This is a genomic window from Bradyrhizobium sp. G127, from assembly GCF_021502575.1.
In the GTDB taxonomy this organism is placed as follows: Bacteria; Pseudomonadota; Alphaproteobacteria; order Rhizobiales; family Xanthobacteraceae; genus Afipia.
Genome location: NZ_JAKFGN010000002.1, coordinates 640,004 through 656,972 on the forward strand (window position 1 = coordinate 640,004; position 16,969 = coordinate 656,972).

The following is a 16,969-nucleotide window of genomic DNA, read 5'->3' on the forward strand; positions in this document are numbered from 1 at the left end:
AGAGCCTCACTCCTCCGGTGCGTTCTCGATCGGATCGAAACGGTCGGCCTCAAGCCCCAGCAAGTTCCACGATTGCAGCATATGCGGCGGCAATGGCGCGGTCACATCGATAAAGCCGCCGCGCGGATGCGGGATCACAATCCGGCGAGCCAGCAGATGCAGGCGCTTCTGCATGCCGCCGGGCAGATCCCAGTTTTCCTTGTTGAAGTATTTCGGATCACCCACGATCGCGTGATCGATATGCGCCATGTGGGCGCGGAGCTGATGGGTGCGGCCCGTCACCGGCTTCAGCGACACCCAGGCCAGCTTTTGCGCTGAGGCTTCCACCACCGCATAATAAGTCACCGCATGGGCCGCGCCCTCGTCGCCATGCGCCGCGACACGCATGATGGAATCTTCCTCGCTCTCGTCTTTGGCGAGATACGTCGAGATGCGCCCCTGCTTCGGCTTCGGCACGCCCGCCACCAGCGCCCAGTAAATTTTCCGCGCCGAACGATGGCGGAACGACCCCGTCAGCGCGGTGGCGGCAAAACGTGTTTTCGCGATCAGCAGACAGCCGGAGGTTTCGCGGTCGAGACGGTGCACGAGGCGCGGCTTCTGGCCCTTGGCGTCGCGCATCGCTTCCAGCATCTGGTCGACATGCTTGGTCATGCCGGAACCGCCCTGCACCGCCAGACCGGCGGGCTTGTTCAGCACCATCACGTCGGCATCCTCGAACAGGATCATTTTGCGCAGTTCGTCGAGCGTCTTGGTCGCGGCTTCGGACAGTTCACCGCCGGCCTTCGGCGCGTCGAGTTTCAGCGGCGGAATGCGGACGCTCTGGCCCTCTTCGAGGCGGTCCTTGCTGTCGGCGCGCTTGCCGTTGATACGCAGCTCGCCTTTGCGGACGATGCGTTGGATGTGCGAGAATGACAGGCCGGGAAAGCGATGTTCGAGGAAGCGATCAACGCGCATGTTGTTCTCGTCGGCGGTGACGACGACGGTCTGCACTTTCGTCGGCAACGGCGGCGGCGCGGGCTTCTCGTCCCTCACGGGTTCAGGGCGCGCTTCCCGAAATGGCTTTGCCGAGCGCGAAAACTCCGGGGCCGGCCGGCGCGGCGGAAACTTGCCGGCGGTCGATCTGACCGGGCCTCGCTCGCCGTCGCGTTTGTCGAACGCCGGCTTGTCGGAGCCACGCTTGTCTGACGCGCGCTTGGGACCGGCGCGCTTTCCGGCGTCACGAACAGACTTTTTGGCAAGAGGCTTTCTGACACGGCGGCTCATGATGATCTGTCTTTTCTCAGCTTGGCCCAGTAGTCGAGCCGCTTGCGAATCTCACGCTCGAAGCCGCGGTCCGGCGGATTGTAGAACGTCTGGCGGCCGAGCGCCTCCGGGAAATAGTCCTGCCCGGAAAAGCCTTCCGGCGTATCGTGGTCGTATTGATAGCCCTCGCCGTAGCCTTCGGCCTGCATCAGCTTGGTCGGAGAATTGAGAATATGTTTCGGCGGCAGCAGCGAGCCGCCCTCCTTCGCCGCGCGCTTGGCCGCGCCGAACGCTTTGTAGGCCGCATTGGATTTCGGCGCAGTGGCGACGTAGATCACCGCCTGCGCGATGGCGAGTTCGCCTTCGGGGCTTCCGAGAAAATCGTAAGCATCCTTGGCGGCGTTGGCGATCACCAGCGCCTGCGGATCGGCAAGACCGATGTCCTCCACCGCCATCCGCACCACGCGCCGCGCCAGAAACAACGGGTCTTCGCCGGCATCCAGCATGCGCGCGAGATAATACAGCGAGGCGTCCGGATCGGAGCCGCGCACCGCCTTATGCAGCGCGGAGATCAGGTTGTAGTGGCCATCGGCGGACTTGTCGTAGATCGGCGCGCGGCGCTGGAGAATGTCCTGCAACTGCGCGGCGTTGAAAATTTCGTCCTTCCGCGCGGCACGCCAGACTTCTTCCGCCAGCGTCAGCGCGGCGCGGCCGTCGCCGTCCGCCATCCGCACCAGCACCGCGCGGGCCTCCGCATCGAGCGGCAGCTTCTTGCCCTCGACCTCTTCGGCGCGGGCATAGAGCTTTTCAACCGCTTCCGCATCAAGCGAGTGAAACACCAGAACCCGCGCGCGCGACAGAAGCGCCGCATTGAGTTCGAACGATGGGTTCTCGGTAGTGGCGCCGACCAGCACCACGGTGCCGTCTTCCATCACCGGCAGAAACGAATCCTGCTGCGCGCGGTTGAAGCGATGCACCTCGTCCACGAACAGCAGCGTGCCCTTGCCCATCTCGCGGCGTGCGCGGGCGGCGTCGAACACTTTCTTCAGGTCCGCGACGCCGGAAAACACCGCCGAGATCTGTTCAAAATGCAAATCGGTGGCATCGGCCAATAACCGCGCCACCGTGGTCTTGCCGGTGCCCGGCGGGCCCCAGAACACCAGCGAACCCAGCGTGCGCGTCTCCAGCATGCGCGTCAGCGCGCCGTCGGGCCCGAGAATATGGTCCTGCCCCACAACATCGGCGAGCGTGCGCGGCCGCAGCTTGTCCGGCAGCGGACGCGGCGCGTCCTGCTCCAGGCCTGCGGCGGCGAAGAGATTCGCTGATGGCTGTGGTCGCTTCGAATTCATCCGCCCAACACAACGGACAATTGCTGCCCCCCGCGGATCACCGTGATGCGCCAGAGCCGCGAGGTCTCGCGCGTCGCCTTCTCAAGGTCGCCGGTCCTGGCGATCTTCTGGCCGTTCACTTCCAGAATGATATCGCCTTTCCGGAATCCGACACCGGCGGCCGGTGCATTGTCGGCCAGATCGGTAACGACGACGCCCTCGACGCTGGAGTCCAGCTTGAGTTCATCCGCCAGCGCCGGCGAGATGTTGGCGACCTTCGCGCCCTGGAACGGAGAACGCGACTTGATGACCATCTCGTCGCGGCCGGTGTCCGGCGCGGTCTCCAGCGTAATCGTGAGTCTGACCGGCTTGCCGCCTCGCATCACGTCGATCTGCGCGGTGCCGCCGAGCGGCCGGGTCGCGAAGCGATAATCAAAAGCGTTCGGATCGTCGATGGCCTGACCGTCGATCGCCACGATCAGATCGGACAGCTTGAGTCCTGCCTTCGCGGCGGGACTGCCGTTCGCCACATTGGCCACCAGCGCGCCGCTCGGCCGCTTCAATCCGAGCGTCTCGGCGATTTCCGGCGTCACCGCCTGCAGGCGCGCGCCGAGCCACGGACGCTTCACAGCATTGCCGCCGCTTTTTGCCGATGCCACCACGACGCGCACCATGTTGGCCGGAATGGCAAAGCCGATGCCCTGCGAACCGCCGGAGCGCGAGAAGATCGCGGTGTTCACGCCGAGCAGCTTGCCGGTCATGTCCACCAGCGCGCCGCCGGAATTGCCGGGATTGATCGCGGCATCGGTCTGGATGAAGAACTGATAGTCGGTGATGCCGACCTGCGTCCGCGCCAGCGCCGAGATAATGCCGTGGGTCACGGTCTGGCCGACGCCGAACGGATTGCCGATGGCGATCACGACGTCGCCGACCAGCGCATCGTCCGAATTCGAGAACTCGAGAACCGGAAACTTTTCTTTCGCGTCCTTGATCCGCAACACGGCGAGATCGGTGCGGCTGTCCTTCAGCACGATCTCGGCTTCGAACTCGCGTTTGTCGGCCAGCGAGACCTTCACCTGATCTGCGCCCTCGATGACATGGTTGTTGGTGACGACGAGGCCGGAGGAATCGACCATCACGCCCGAGCCGAGCGAGCGCTGCATCTGTTCAGGCTGATTGCCCGGCACGCCGAAGAAGCGGCGGAACACCGGATCATCCAGCAGCGGGTTGCGGTTCTGAACGATCTTCGCGGCGTAGACATTGACCACCGCAGGCTGCACGCGCTGCACGATGGGAGCATAGGACATGCGCAACTGCCCCGGCGACGCCGGCACAACGCGATCCTGCGCCAGCGCAGGCGCGGCAAGGACGATTGAGGCGAGAAGCGCGGAAAGCGCACGGACAACGATCATAAAAACAATCCTGAACCTGATGCCAAAGATAAAGTCGTGCCAAGACGGCGAAAGACGTGACGATTAAACCGGCTGGGGCTGCCGCGCGGGACGCGGCGCGGCGTCCGGTTGCAGCCTGGCCTTCTTTGCCCCCGCGGCTTTGCTCCGCGACGCCGCATCAAGCCGGGCGCGATTGTCGTCGCCCCACGCCTTCAGCGCATCGATCACCGGCCGCAGCCGCTGCCCCGTCTCGGACAGCTCATAGTCCACCCGCGGCGGAACCTCCGCATACACCTTGCGGATGATGAGGTCATCCTCCTCCAACGCCCGGAGTTGCTTGGTCAGCATCCGCTGCGTGATGTTGGGAAGTCGTCTGCGCAGCTCCCCGAAGCGGAGCCGCCCCTCCTGCAGGTGGTAGAGGATGACCCCCTTCCACTTGCCGTCGATCAGATCGAGCGTCACCTCCACGGAGCAGCCGGGGGCGCAGCCGAAATTCTGCCGTTTCATTGAGGAAAATCCATTGGTATCCGAACGGTCACTATATCCCTAAAATGACAGTACTTGCAAATGCGCAGCGATCGGGACACGTAAATGCGCCGGCCGGAACGGTCGTGAATGGAGCAAGAACGATGAAAGCCGTGGGTTACAAGAAATCGCTGCCGATCGACGCGCCGGACGCCCTGATCGACTTTGAAACTGCCAGGCCGGACCCGGTTGGGCGCGATATCCGCGTCGCGGTGAAGGCGATCTCCGCCAATCCGGTGGATTACAAGGTCCGCAAGCGCGCCGAACCTCCTGCCGGTGAATTCAAGATTCTCGGCTTCGACGCGGCCGGCGTGGTCGATGCCGTCGGTCCCGACGTGTCGCTGTTCAAGCCCGGCGACGAGGTCTGGTACGCCGGCTCGATCCTGCGCCAGGGCACCAATTCAGAATTTCATCTCGTCGACGAACGCATCGTCGGCCACAAGCCGAAGACGGTGTCATTCGCGCAGGCAGCCGCCCTGCCCCTCACCTCGATCACCGCATGGGAATTGCTGTTCGATCGGCTCGGCGTTGCGCCGGGCAAAAGCGTCGATCCGCGCACGCTGCTGATTATCGGCGGCGCCGGCGGTGTCGGCTCGATCCTGATCCAACTGGCGCGGCGACTCACCGGCCTCACCGTGGTTGCGACGGCGTCGCGTCCGGAATCCAGCAAATGGTGCATCGATCTCGGGGCGCATCATGTCATCGATCATTCCAAACCGATGAAAGAGCAGATCGCCGCGCTGGCTATTCCGCCGGTTGCGCTGATCGCCGCCCTCACCAATACCGAAACGCATTTCCCGGCGCTCGCGGACATCATCGCTCCCCAAGGCAAGCTCGGGCTGATCGACGACCCCGCCTCGCTCAATGTCAATTTGCTGAAGGGCAAGGCCGCGTCGCTGCACTGGGAATCGATGTTCACGCGCTCGTCGTTCCAGACCGCCGACATGATTGCGCAGCACAACCTGCTCGAGGATGTCGCCAGCCTGATCGATACCGGCGTGCTGCGCACGACGCTGGACAAGGTGCTCGGCAAGATCAACGCCGCGAATCTCAAGCAGGCCCACGCGCAATTGGAAAGCGGCCGTTCCACCGGCAAGCTGGTGCTGGAAGGCTGGTAGGAAGCCGCCCGGAACGGAATCACCGGCGCGCGATCCGGTCAATAAAAAACCTCCGGCAGGGCATTGCCGGAGGTTTTGGAGATTTCAGGCTGAAAACGTGCTGCGAAACTCCTCGCTCGAAAACGGCGGCATTGCTGCCGCTTCGTTCTGAACCATGCCGCCATTACCTTATTTAGTCAACTAATTGCCGGGCTCCGCATTTCACGATTGCGTGCAGCGCAGACCGACTGGAGCAACTCGGCGAAAGAAAAACCCCGGCAGCTCGGCTGCCGGGGTTCGTTTGCTCAAATTGTAATCGCCGTCAGGCGATTACCAGGTGCGGCGGACGCGGAGCTGACCGGAGAACATTCCCTGGTCCTTGAACTGATAGTTACCAGCCGGCTTGAAGGCACCGGCATTGCCGGCAGCAGCGACAACGCCACCGGTGCTGGAAGTTTCAAGCGTGGTGTACAGCAGTTCGCCCGAGAACGTCAGGTTCTGGACGGGGGTCCACGCTGTGCGCGTACCGACCTGCCAGATATTGAAGTCCGGATTGTAGTTGCTACCGGCCACAAGGAAACCAGCCGGCAGAGAGCCACGAAGGATTGCCGTCGCGGTGTCGTTATAGTCGACATTCACGTAAGCGCCGAACACGCTGGTCTGCCAGTTCGGCGACCAGTTGTGCTCGTAGCCACCCTGAACCGCCCAGACCTTGGTCTTTTGGATCGAGCCGCCAGGGTTGTAGACGCCGTCAAGCAACGCTGCGGAAGCGAAGTCCTGGTAGAACGCCGGATCCGCACCACCGCCGAATGCGCTGAAGCTGTTGCCGGTGGTGCCGCCGATCACGTACTTCGGCGCGCCCTCAGAGTAGATCGCGCTGATCGACAGCTTGTCGCCGGGTCCCGTTGGCAGGTTCTTCAACTGGATGCCGCCCTGGACGGCGAAGCCCCACTCGTCGGTCGGGTGACCGGTTGGTTCGCTGGCTCCATAGTAGGAAGCGTGGATGTTATGGAGGCCGCCCGAGAGTTGCGCGGTGAAGGCAGCCTGATCGACGCGGATGTTGCCGACGAAGTCAGGCGAAACGTTGCCACCGGACGAGTTGGTGTAGGCGCCCGAGAAGAAGTTGGCCGCGGAGATTGAACCAACGCCCGTGCCGTTGAAGATCGGAGCACGGTTGATAATGCGGTTATCTTCCACACCGATCTGGGCCGACACGCCGTTGCCGAACTGCCAAGTGTAAGCAACCTGAGTGATGCCGGTGGAGTTGTCGTATCCGCCGAGCAGGTTGGACGTGTTCACGCCAACCGGACCGCCGCCCCAGGGAGTCTGGAACGCAGAGATCGCCTTACCGAAGGTGAAGCCGGCGAACTGGACGAACGCAAGGTCCGTGGTGAGAACGCCGGACGACGGACCGTCGCCGGAGGTGTGCTGGAAGTTGCTCGACCAGTAGGTGCGAACGATACCGTATTCGCTCGCGGTGCGGGTATCGATGTTCAAGTTCACACGCGAGCGGGTGACGAAGTAATCCGAACCGCGGTTCTGCTGACCGATGGTGCCGCTCCAGGCCGGCTGGCCGTGGGCGGTGCCGTTGATGGTCGCGTCAAACTGAGCATAGCCGCCCAGCTTGATGCAGGTCTCGGTGCCGGGAATGTAGTAGAAACCTGCTCCATACAGCGAACAGATCTTCACGTACTGGACCGCTTTCGCCTTGACGGGAAGATCAGCCGCCTGTGCTCCTGCGATCGCAGCCAAACCTGCTGCCGATCCCAGAATAAGGCTCTTAATCTTGCTCATAACACCTCCAAAATTTTCCAATTGAGGAAAGGTCCGGTCCCCTGTGACGCAAGCCACACCCAAGTCTCAGCCCCTTAACCCCGCTCACCGTCGGATGAAAAGCGACTCTGCGCAAACCATCGAACGGGACACCCGGGTGATCCCGGGAGTCAGGCCACAATGCCTCCACTATTCGGATGAGTTCAATAATTGATTTAGTCATGTATTTATTTGAATGTGCGCGTGTGCTTTCCCTGCAACGCGCCCAAGTGCCGCATGCCACGATTGCATTAGTGTCATGACTGCATTAAATTTCCCGCGCGCTTCACAAGGTTGAAATAAAAATGGCCGGAAAAGCCGCCGCGAAGAAAAATTCATCCGGCCGTCACAAAACAATCATACGCGGTGCAGGCGGATTAGGCCCGGACGACGCGCTGGTGCGCGAGTTCATCTGGGACATCATTTCGGTGAACACTCACCTTGAGGAAATCCGATCCATCTGGGCGCGCGTTCTCGACATCACCTGCCCGCAGTGGCTGATTCTGATGGCGGTCAACGATCTCGATCAGGGCAAGGGAATTTCGGTCAGGGAGGTGTCGACAAAACTTCATGTCGACCCCTCCTTCGTCACCACACAAACCAAGAATCTGGAGAAGCATGGCTTCATGCGCCGCGTCGCCTCCAAAGAAGATGCACGCGTGGTGCTGATGTCGCTCACCGAGAAGGCGCACAAGCAGATCGCCAACCTGTATTCGCATCAGGTCGTCGCCGACAATCTGGTTTTCTCGGACTTCTCCGATCAGTCGATGCGGGATCTGAACAACAAGCTCTCGACCATCAAAGAGCGGCTGTCGAAAGCGGCGCAGGTGATCGCCGTCGAGATTTGACCGTCACGACGCCCCAGCGGATTGAGACACACCGAGGCGGGTTGCAATCCAGTCAAAAACAAACTCGTTGCCGATCGTCGGGTTGTCGGCCTGCGCATGCGACGCCGCGGTTTCGTCGGTGGAGAACACCTTCAGGGTCACATCCGCGCCCGTTTCCCGCAAAACCCTGCACATCTCGATGGCGTGAACAATGTCCAGCCAATCGCGCTCGCCGAACGTGACAAGCGTCGGGCACCTGACCTGCCCCAATCCGCCATGACGCCCCATTCTCCGGATTTCCGCTGCGATGGCGTCCTTGCCGTCCTTGCCGGACATCCACGTCATCCTGGACACGCGTTCGTGCATATCCCAGATGCCGGCATCAGACACAGACACGGCAAACCGGTCGTCCAGATTGGCGGCTCGCGATGCAAAGGCCGCGCCCAGACCGTCGCCGAAAATGGCGATCCGCCGCTCATCGACATCGCCACGCGCAATCAGATAGTCGACGCAGCAACTGATGGCGGTCTCGACCTCATAGCGCACACTCGCCTTGTTTCGCGGCGAAGCCCCCTGCCCCGGCAGATCGACCAGCAGCAGTGACAGTCCGCGCGCATGAGCCTGCCGCAGCAGTGTGTGCAGGTGCGCATCCTTGAAATGGCCCTGCCCGCCGACACAGACGACGACAGGCGCAGGCCCGTCACTTCCCGGCGCACGCAGGAAATAGGCTTCAACGAAGCCACCCTCGAAACACGGAATCCGGACCCGCTCACCGCCCAATGGCTGGTGCATGACAACAAGATCCGAACAGGCGCGCATTTTTTCCAGCACGGCCGTGCGCCGGCGGTCGTCGAGTTTCAAGAAAATCTCCGAGGTCCGGTAGTAGTTGGACGCGCGCAACCAGTTGCTGCGTGCCGAAGTGAGATTGTCCGCTGCACGCGCAAGGTCGCCGCGCGCCTTGTTGGCGTCGGCGATGGCATTCCATTCGCGATACCAGCTCTCGTCATCGCCCGGCACGATACGGGACGCGGTCAGGAAGCATTCCGAAATCGTGCTGCTGCCCTCCTGCGCCGCGCCCAGCACCCTCATGAACTGAAGGCTGTAGTCCTCATTGTCGGGCCAATGCATCCAGCCGCCCGCCTCAAAACGCGGAGGCGCGACGGTGATCGAAGAGCTATCCAAAAGGGTCGTACACACGAATTAATCAGCCGATCATCGGGAAGCTGCAACCTGGCCACACTGATATGAAGCTGCGGATGTCGCGGACAAGGTGAGCGGCTATGTTGCATCGCAGCCATGCTGATGGCATCGCATAGATGCGACAGACGCATTACAGAGATATGACAACGCGCCTGTTCGCCGGGTTTAGGCGTGCGACACGACGTCACGATCATCCCGATGAGCACGGGACATGGATCAAAAAGCGGCGCATCCGGCAATTCCCTGCCGACGTCGGCAGCGGTCAGGCAATCGTCTGGAGGATGCCGCCTTCGGCCCGCAGCGCCGCCCCGTTGGTGACCGCCGCCTCGCGCGACGAGACGTAGACCACCATGTTGGCGATCTCATCGACGGTCGCGAAGCGCTGGATCAGCGATGTTCCGCGATGCTGCTTGACGAACTGCGAGGCCGCTTCGTCGACCGACTGGCCGTTTTGCCTGGCCAGATCCTTCACGAAGGCCTCGACCCCTTCCGACATGGTCGGTCCTGGCAGAACCGAATTGACGGTGACGGCGGTGCCCTTCGTCATCTCCGCGAGGCCGCGCGAAATCGCGAGTTGGGCAGTCTTGGTCATGCCGTAATGGATCATCTCCGTCGGAACGTTGATGGCCGATTCCGACGAGATGAAAACGATGCGGCCCCAGTTGCGCTTGAGCATTCCCGGCATGTAGGCGCGCGACAGGCGCACGCCCGACATCACGTTGACTTCGAAGAACCGGCCCCAGTCCTCGTCGGGAATATCGAAGAAGCTTTTCGGCTCGAAGATGCCCGCATTGTTGATCAGAATATCGGCGTCGGGCACGGCCTTGACGAGACTGGCACATCCTCCCGCCGTGGACACGTCCGCGCCGACACCCCGCACCTTGGCTCCCGGGATGGCCTTCACGATGGCCGCAGCCGTGGCATCAGCCTTGGCCTGCGTCCGCCCATTGACCACGACGCTTGCGCCCGCCCCTGCGAGACCTCTGGCGATGGCAAGTCCGATACCGCCGGTCGAGCCGGTGACGATGGCCGTGGTGCCCGAAAGATCGATCTTCATGGAAATGCTCCCTTGCTGCGAGAGTCCATATGGCTGCTGATGCAGCGGATACCAGCGCAACGGGGAATAAAGCCGGACGGTCAGGCTGCGGCTTTGACCTTGGTGTCGGCGGCGCGGACGATCACGCCGTACCAGCCGAGGCCTTTATAGGTCTCGTAGCCAGGCGTGGCGTGAAACGCCACCAGCGCGCCCGATGCGTCCTGGTAGTAACCGCTGCTGCGTCTGTCCACGGCGAGCGGCAGGCGCTCCGTCAGCAGGCCCTTGCCGTCCGACGATGCGATGACGCGGAAGTTGGCGTCGACCAGCAGCACGCGGGTCAGATCATCCTCCACGCGAATGCCCTGCACGATGGCGCGGGCCTGCGCTTCCCAGTCGAAATGAATGGCGAGAATTCCGAGCGGCCGTCCGTGCGACTGGCCGCCGGCTCGCACGCTGGCGCAATAGGTCGCGACCTGCGCATCGCCCAGCATCGGCTGACGCTCGACATCGGCGGCGACATAGTCGTCGCCCGATTTCAGGGCCTGCGCTTCGCGAAACCACGGCGCGTCGGCGACGCTGCGCCCCTTCACATCGAACTTGTCGGCTCTGCCGTTCGCCAGAACGATCCCATCAAGACTGCACAGCCAGATATCCAGATAGACCGTGTAGGCGCCGAGGATTACGCCGAGTCGCTGGGAGGCATGGGCCGCCGTAGTGGCATCCGGCACCGTTGCGCATTCGACCACGGCCGAATCGGTGGCCCACCAGCGCACATCGCAGGTCCGCTCATAGAGATTGCGGTCGATCAGTTCGATGGCATTGAGCGAAAGGTCGACCATGCGCTCGCCCAGCGCGCGGCCGGTCATCTGTGCGATCGACTGCATCAGGTCGCCGGTCCGCTTGACCAGTTCGGATTCAAGTTGCCGCGCGATCGTCTCGATGCGCTGGCCGACATCGCGCACTTCCTGCGCCACCACGGCGAAGCCGCGGCCCTGTTCGCCGGCGCGCGCGCTTTCGATCAGCGCGTTCAGCGCCAGCATCTTCATCTGGCCGGTGATCTGCTGGATGTTCTTGGTCTTGTCGCAGGCGATCTGATTGACTTCAGCCGTCAGGCGCGCGGTGAGCGCCGAAATATCGGATACATCCTCGGTATCCGCTGTCGCTGCGTGATCGGCCCGTAACATGAATGGATGACTGTCAAAATTGCCGGGATGTCCGTAATGGAACCAGCACACCACAGTGTGGTTACGGAGAAATTAATTCGTGCCATGGCGGCGGGCAAATAGCTCCATTGCTCAAAATATCAGCACGAAATCGGCCGTCGTTGTTCGCGTGACGTTGCGCCAAACAAAAAAGCGGCGCACGAGGCGCCGCTTTTCTGAATTCCGTAAGTCCGGGATCAAGCGGCTTCCGACGCCTGCTCCTGCACCGGACCCGAATCCAATCCCTTGGCGTCGACGTCACGATCGACGAACTCGATCACCGCCATCGGCGCGTTATCGCCGTAGCGGAAACCAGCCTTGATGATGCGGGTGTAGCCGCCCTGACGATCCTTGTAACGCGGCGCCAGAACGTCGAACAGTTTCTTGACCTGATCCTTGTCGCGCATCTCGCCAATCGCCTGACGGCGCAGCGCGAGGCCGCCCTTCTTGCCGAGCGTCACCAGCTTCTCAACGATCGGGCGAAGCTCCTTCGCCTTCGGCAAGGTGGTGACGATCTGCTCGTGCTTGATCAGCGCGGCGCACATGTTGGCGAACATCGCCCGGCGATGCTCGGCGGTGCGGTTGAGTTTGCGGTGAACTTTTCCGTGACGCATTTGGTAATCCTCAATCTCTTTGCCGCGACCGTTCGTCGGACATGCTGTTCAGGTGGGCTGCCTGCGTTCGCCCTTTTTATTCCTGTCATCCTTCGAGGCTCGGGCTTCGCCCTCGCACCTCAGGATGACGGAAACATCGCTCTAAGCCGTCATCCTGAGGTGCCGTCGCTCTTGCGACGGCCTCGAAGGATGGCGGCTTAGTCTCAGTAGTGATCCTCGAAGCGCTTGGCCAGTTCGTCGATATTCTCCGGCGGCCAGCCGGGCACTTCCATGCCGAGGTGCAGACCCATCTGGGCCAGCACTTCCTTGATTTCGTTCAGCGACTTGCGGCCGAAGTTCGGGGTGCGGAGCATTTCCGCTTCCGACTTCTGCACGAGGTCGCCGATGTAGACGATGTTGTCGTTCTTCAGGCAGTTGGCCGAACGAACCGACAGTTCGAGTTCGTCCACCTTCTTGAGGAAGGCAGGGTTGAAGGCGAGATCCGGAATGATCTCGGCGGCAACCTCCTTGCGGGGCTCCTCGAAGTTCACGAACACGTTGAGCTGGTCTTGCAGGATGCGCGCCGAGTAAGCGAGCGCGTCGTCCGGCGAGATCGCGCCGTTGGTCTCGATGGTCAGCGTCAGCTTGTCGTAGTCGAGGATCTGGCCCTCGCGGGTATTCTCGACCTTGTACGACACCTTGCGCACCGGCGAGAACAGGCTGTCGACCGGAATGAGGCCGATCGGCGCGTCTTCCGGACGGTTGCGCTCGGCGGCGACGTAGCCCTTGCCGGAGTTCACGGTGAACTCCATGCGGATTTCAGCGCCCTCGTCGAGGGTGCAGATCTGAAGGTCGGGGTTCAGCACGACGACATCGCCGACGGTCTGAATGTCGCCTGCGGTGACGACGCCCGGGCCCGACTTCTTCACGACCATGCGCTTCGGGCCTTCGCCCTGCATCTTGATCGAGATATCCTTGATGTTGAGCACGATGTCGGTCACATCCTCGCGCACGCCGGCGATCGAGGAGAACTCGTGCAGCACGCCGTCGATGTGGACCGACTGCACGGCAGCGCCCTGCAGCGACGACAGCAGAACGCGGCGCAGCGCGTTGCCGAGCGTCTGGCCGAAGCCGCGCTCGAGCGGTTCAGCAATGACGGTTGCGAAACGGGTCGGATCCGAACCGGGCGTCACGTTGAGCTTGTTCGGACGAATGAGTTCTTGCCAATTTTTCTGGATCGTCACTTGTTCACCCATGCCATCAAAATCACTGGCGTTGGAGGTTCTGGCGGCGCGGCATCGTTTTTCAAACAATGGTCCGCGTCATCGCAACTTGAAACAACGCGGGCACCCTGCCCGCGGCAGTCAAACAATCAGACGCGCCGGCGCTTGCGCGGACGGCAACCGTTGTGCGGGATCGTGGTCACGTCGCGGATCGAGGTGACGGTGAAGCCCGCGGCCTGCAGAGCGCGCAGCGCCGACTCACGGCCCGAACCCGGACCGGCGACTTCGACTTCCAGCGTGCGCATGCCGTGTTCCTGCGCCTTCTTCGACACGTCTTCGGCGGCAACCTGCGCCGCATACGGAGTCGACTTGCGCGATCCCTTGAAGCCCATCGTTCCGGCCGACGACCAGGCAATGGTATTGCCCTGCGCGTCGGTGATGGTGATGGTGGTGTTGTTGAACGACGAATTCACGTGCGCGATGCCGGAGGCGATGTTCTTGCGTTCACGGCGGCGGACGCGTGTGGCTTCTTTACCCATTGGTCTCTTCTCTTCCTTCAAGCGCGTCCGTGATTCCAGACGCTGGGGAAATTCAGGTGATCATCCGGCCGCCAGACGACAGCCGGATCGGTCGATGAAAAACGAAAGTTACTTCTTCTTGCCGGCGATGGCCTTGGCCGGACCCTTGCGGGTGCGCGCGTTGGTGTGGGTCCGCTGACCGCGCACCGGAAGGCCGCGGCGATGGCGCAGGCCGCGATAGCAGCCGAGGTCCATCAGGCGCTTGATGTTCATGCCCACTTCACGGCGAAGGTCGCCCTCGACGAGATAGTCGCGGTCGATCATTTCACGGATCTGCAGAACTTCCGCGTCGGTAAGCTGCGAGACGCGGCGGTCGGCCGGAATCTTGAGCTGCTCAACGATGGTCGCGGCATTCTTCTGGCCGATGCCATGAATGTACTGAAGCGCAATCAGAACGCGCTTGTTGGTCGGAATGTTGACGCCTGCAATACGGGCCACGGTCTTCGCTCCTGTCGCCGTCCATCGTGGACAGCTTGTCTTGTTAGGTCTTTGGCGTCGGGCGGGTGTTCACATACGCAAACACGACGCCCTCCCCATTTTTCTTTCGGGGCCCGGCATCGTCTGAACTATCCGACTGGATGCGGGCTTATTAATGTATTTAGCGGCGTTTCGTCAACCGCTTGGCGGCCTTGGCGGGCCTTTTCGCAGCCTTTTTGGCCACTTTCCGGGTCTTGTTTCGGGTCTTGGCGGCCTTGGCTGCAACCGTCCGGCTTTTGGCCTTCTTGGCTGCCTTTTTAGCCCCCCTGGCAGCCTTTCCGGCTGACTTCGGGGCCTTTTTGGTCGTCGCGGAACCCGCCTTGGCAGACTTCTTTGCGGCTTTGGCGGCCTTTTTGGCCCCGGTTTTCGCGGCCGGTTTGGCCTTCTTGGCCGCCCGCTTCGCCGTCTTCATGCCGGACGGCGCCGCCGCCCTGGCGGACGATTCGGGCTCGATCAGAGCCGCCAGTACCCGGTTGATGGCCGAGGTCACCTGCTCGATGGTCATCATGCCATCGATGGTGATGAGCTTGCGCTTCTCCGAATAGTAGTGAACCAGCGGCTCGGTCTGGGCGCGGTAGCTGGCCAGGCGCTTCGACAGCACCTCCGGCGTATCGTCGATCCGGACCTCTTCGCCGCGCTCGCGCATCTGCGCGACCCGGGTCTCCACCCGCTCCAGCAAGGCGCTCTCGTTCACGCGAAGTTCGACAACCGCGTCGAGCTTGAGGTGCTTCTTCCTGAGCAGTTCGTCGAGCGCTTCGGCCTGCGGCACCGTGCGCGGAAAGCCGTCGAGAATGAAACCCTTCTTCGCGTCGGGCTCTTCAATGCGATCGGCGATGATTCCGACCACCACTTCATCCGGCACCAATGCGCCGCTGGCCATGATGTCCTTCGCTTTGAGGCCGATGGGCGTTCCGGCGGCCACCGCGGCGCGCAGCATATCTCCGGTGGAGAGCTGAACGATACCGTGCTTATGAACCAGTCGTTGCGCCTGCGTTCCCTTGCCCGCCCCCGGCGGCCCGAGAAGAATCAACCTCATTTACGGCGGCCCCTCAATTTGGATTTCCGGATCAACCCTTCGTACTGGTGCGCCAGTAGATAGCCCTGCACCTGGGCGACCGTATCCATCGTCACACTGACGACGATCAGCAGCGACGTGCCGCCAAGATAGAATGGCACCGACGCGTAGGAGATCAGAATCTCTGGGATAAGACAAACCACCGCGAGATAGATCGCGCCGATCACCGTAATGCGCGAGAGCACATAATCGATGTATTCGGCGGTCCGCTCGCCCGGACGGATGCCGGGAATAAAACCGCCATGCTTCTTGAGATTGTCGGCGGTCTCGGTCGGGTTGAACACGATCGCGGTATAGAAGAACGCGAAGAACACGATCATGCCGAGATAAAGCACGAGAAACAGCGGACGACCGTGGCTGAGCTGCGTGGTCAGCCACTGAAACCACTCCGGTCCCTTGCCGGCGTTGAACTGCGCGATGGTGGTCGGCAGCAGCAACAGCGACGAGGCAAAGATCGGCGGAATGACGCCCGCGGTGTTGAGCTTGAGCGGCAGATGCGAAGACTGGCCCTCGAACATCTTGTTGCCGACTTGGCGCTTTGGATACTGGATCAGCAGACGGCGCTGCGCGCGCTCGACGAACACGATCAGCATGATGACCGCGACCGCCATGATGATGATGGCGAGAATCAGGAACGTAGACAGCGCGCCCTGACGGCCCAGTTCGAGCGTGCCGGCGATAGCCGACGGCAGTTCGGCGACGATGCCCGCCATGATGATCAGCGAGATGCCGTTGCCGATGCCGCGCGAGGTGATCTGCTCGCCGATCCACATCAGGAACATGGTGCCGCCGGTCAGCGTGATCACCGTCGAGATGCGGAAGAACATGCCGGGATCGGAGACGACGTTGCCCGCGCCTTCAAGACCGACGGCAATGCCGTAGGCCTGGAATGTCGCCAGCACCACGGTCAGATAGCGCGTGTACTGATTGATGATCTTGCGGCCCGACTCGCCCTCTTTCTTGAGGGCTTCGAGCTGCGGCGACACCGTGGTCAGCAACTGCAGGATGATCGATGCCGAGATGTACGGCATGATGTTCAGCGCGAAGATCGCCATGCGGTGAATGCCGCCGCCGGCGAACATGTTGAACATGCCCAGGATACCGCCGGCCTGCGACTTGAAGACCTGCTCCCAGATATTCGGGTCGATGCCCGGCAGCGGGATGTAGGTGCCCAGCCGATAAACAAGCAGCGCACCCAGTGTGAACCAGATGCGCTTCTTGAGTTCGTCAGCCTTCGCGAATGCCGAGAAGTTGAGGTTTGCGGCGAGTTGTTCTGCTGCAGACGCCATAATCAGGTCCCGATCCTTCTACTCGTCATGGCCGGGGAGACCCCGGCCGTCCACGATTTTACGACTTCGCATGA

At 62.0% G+C, this 16,969-nt stretch carries 16 protein-coding genes; 2 read left to right on the forward strand and 14 right to left on the reverse strand.

All coding sequences use genetic code 11. The annotated features are described in order from the left end of the window. Positions 1 to 6: 6 nt before the first annotated feature. The 4 genes from LVY71_RS15010 to LVY71_RS15025 all read right to left on the reverse strand — a co-directional run bounded on the left by LVY71_RS15010 (position 7) and on the right by LVY71_RS15025 (position 4,468). Positions 7 to 1,263, reverse strand: a complete 1,257-nt coding sequence (locus LVY71_RS15010) for an RluA family pseudouridine synthase (protein WP_235100658.1) — start codon at positions 1,261 to 1,263, stop codon at positions 7 to 9. Further along, the gene (locus LVY71_RS15015) at positions 1,260 to 2,591 is read right to left on the reverse strand and encodes a replication-associated recombination protein A (RefSeq protein WP_235100659.1); all 1,332 of its coding nucleotides are present in this window, start codon (positions 2,589 to 2,591) and stop codon (positions 1,260 to 1,262) included. Before LVY71_RS15015 ends, LVY71_RS15010 begins: the two co-directional genes overlap by 4 nt. After that, positions 2,588 to 3,982, reverse strand: coding sequence for a DegQ family serine endoprotease (locus LVY71_RS15020; protein WP_235100660.1), 1,395 nt, complete (start codon positions 3,980 to 3,982; stop codon positions 2,588 to 2,590). The genes LVY71_RS15015 and LVY71_RS15020 overlap by 4 nt, the downstream gene beginning before the upstream one ends. Positions 3,983 to 4,045: 63 nt before the next feature. Beyond that, entirely contained in the window at positions 4,046 to 4,468 is a 423-nt protein-coding gene (locus LVY71_RS15025) for a winged helix-turn-helix transcriptional regulator (RefSeq protein ID WP_235100661.1), read from the reverse strand. Between the two features lie 122 nt (positions 4,469 to 4,590). Here LVY71_RS15025 and LVY71_RS15030 point away from each other — a divergent pair, with 122 nt between their 5' ends. Further along, positions 4,591 to 5,604, forward strand: a complete 1,014-nt coding sequence (locus LVY71_RS15030) for a zinc-binding alcohol dehydrogenase family protein (protein WP_235100662.1) — start codon at positions 4,591 to 4,593, stop codon at positions 5,602 to 5,604. A gap of 309 nt (positions 5,605 to 5,913) precedes the next feature. Here LVY71_RS15030 and LVY71_RS15035 read toward each other — a convergent pair whose 3' ends face one another. After that, the gene (locus tag LVY71_RS15035; RefSeq protein WP_235100663.1) at positions 5,914 to 7,377 is read right to left on the reverse strand and encodes a porin; all 1,464 of its coding nucleotides are present in this window, start codon (positions 7,375 to 7,377) and stop codon (positions 5,914 to 5,916) included. A 323-nt stretch (positions 7,378 to 7,700) separates the two neighbouring features. Between LVY71_RS15035 and LVY71_RS15040 the strand changes: the two genes are divergently transcribed. Then, the gene (locus LVY71_RS15040) at positions 7,701 to 8,243 is read left to right on the forward strand and encodes a MarR family transcriptional regulator (RefSeq protein ID WP_235100664.1); all 543 of its coding nucleotides are present in this window, start codon (positions 7,701 to 7,703) and stop codon (positions 8,241 to 8,243) included. Between the two features lie 3 nt (positions 8,244 to 8,246). On the opposite strand, the gene LVY71_RS15045 is transcribed toward LVY71_RS15040, so the two are convergent. The 9 genes from LVY71_RS15045 to secY all read right to left on the reverse strand — a co-directional run bounded on the left by LVY71_RS15045 (position 8,247) and on the right by secY (position 16,895). Further along, on the reverse strand, positions 8,247 to 9,350 hold the full coding sequence (locus tag LVY71_RS15045) for an alpha/beta hydrolase family protein (protein WP_235100665.1): 1,104 nt from the start codon (positions 9,348 to 9,350) through the stop codon (positions 8,247 to 8,249). 334 nt (positions 9,351 to 9,684) lie between these two features. Then, positions 9,685 to 10,479 (reverse strand): SDR family NAD(P)-dependent oxidoreductase, encoded by a 795-nt coding sequence (locus LVY71_RS15050; RefSeq protein ID WP_235100666.1) that lies wholly within the window; start codon positions 10,477 to 10,479, stop codon positions 9,685 to 9,687. 80 nt (positions 10,480 to 10,559) lie between these two features. Continuing rightward, on the reverse strand, positions 10,560 to 11,642 hold the full coding sequence (locus LVY71_RS15055; RefSeq protein ID WP_235100667.1) for a methyl-accepting chemotaxis protein: 1,083 nt from the start codon (positions 11,640 to 11,642) through the stop codon (positions 10,560 to 10,562). A 215-nt stretch (positions 11,643 to 11,857) separates the two neighbouring features. Then, positions 11,858 to 12,274 (reverse strand): 50S ribosomal protein L17, encoded by a 417-nt coding sequence (rplQ, locus tag LVY71_RS15060; protein WP_235100668.1) that lies wholly within the window; start codon positions 12,272 to 12,274, stop codon positions 11,858 to 11,860. Between the two features lie 203 nt (positions 12,275 to 12,477). Continuing rightward, positions 12,478 to 13,509 (reverse strand): DNA-directed RNA polymerase subunit alpha, encoded by a 1,032-nt coding sequence (locus tag LVY71_RS15065; RefSeq protein WP_235100669.1) that lies wholly within the window; start codon positions 13,507 to 13,509, stop codon positions 12,478 to 12,480. Positions 13,510 to 13,625: 116 nt separating this feature from the next. After that, positions 13,626 to 14,015, reverse strand: a complete 390-nt coding sequence (gene rpsK / locus LVY71_RS15070; RefSeq protein WP_006021048.1) for a 30S ribosomal protein S11 — start codon at positions 14,013 to 14,015, stop codon at positions 13,626 to 13,628. A 108-nt stretch (positions 14,016 to 14,123) separates the two neighbouring features. Then, positions 14,124 to 14,492 carry a 30S ribosomal protein S13 gene (gene rpsM, locus LVY71_RS15075; RefSeq protein WP_235100670.1) on the reverse strand — a complete coding sequence of 123 codons (369 nt, stop codon included), beginning with the start codon at positions 14,490 to 14,492 and terminating at the stop codon, positions 14,124 to 14,126. A 160-nt stretch (positions 14,493 to 14,652) separates the two neighbouring features. Continuing rightward, positions 14,653 to 15,567, reverse strand: a complete 915-nt coding sequence (locus LVY71_RS15080) for an adenylate kinase (RefSeq protein ID WP_235100671.1) — start codon at positions 15,565 to 15,567, stop codon at positions 14,653 to 14,655. Beyond that, positions 15,564 to 16,895 carry a preprotein translocase subunit SecY gene (secY, locus tag LVY71_RS15085; RefSeq protein WP_235100672.1) on the reverse strand — a complete coding sequence of 444 codons (1,332 nt, stop codon included), beginning with the start codon at positions 16,893 to 16,895 and terminating at the stop codon, positions 15,564 to 15,566. The genes LVY71_RS15080 and secY overlap by 4 nt, the downstream gene beginning before the upstream one ends. Positions 16,896 to 16,969: the final 74 nt, after the last annotated feature.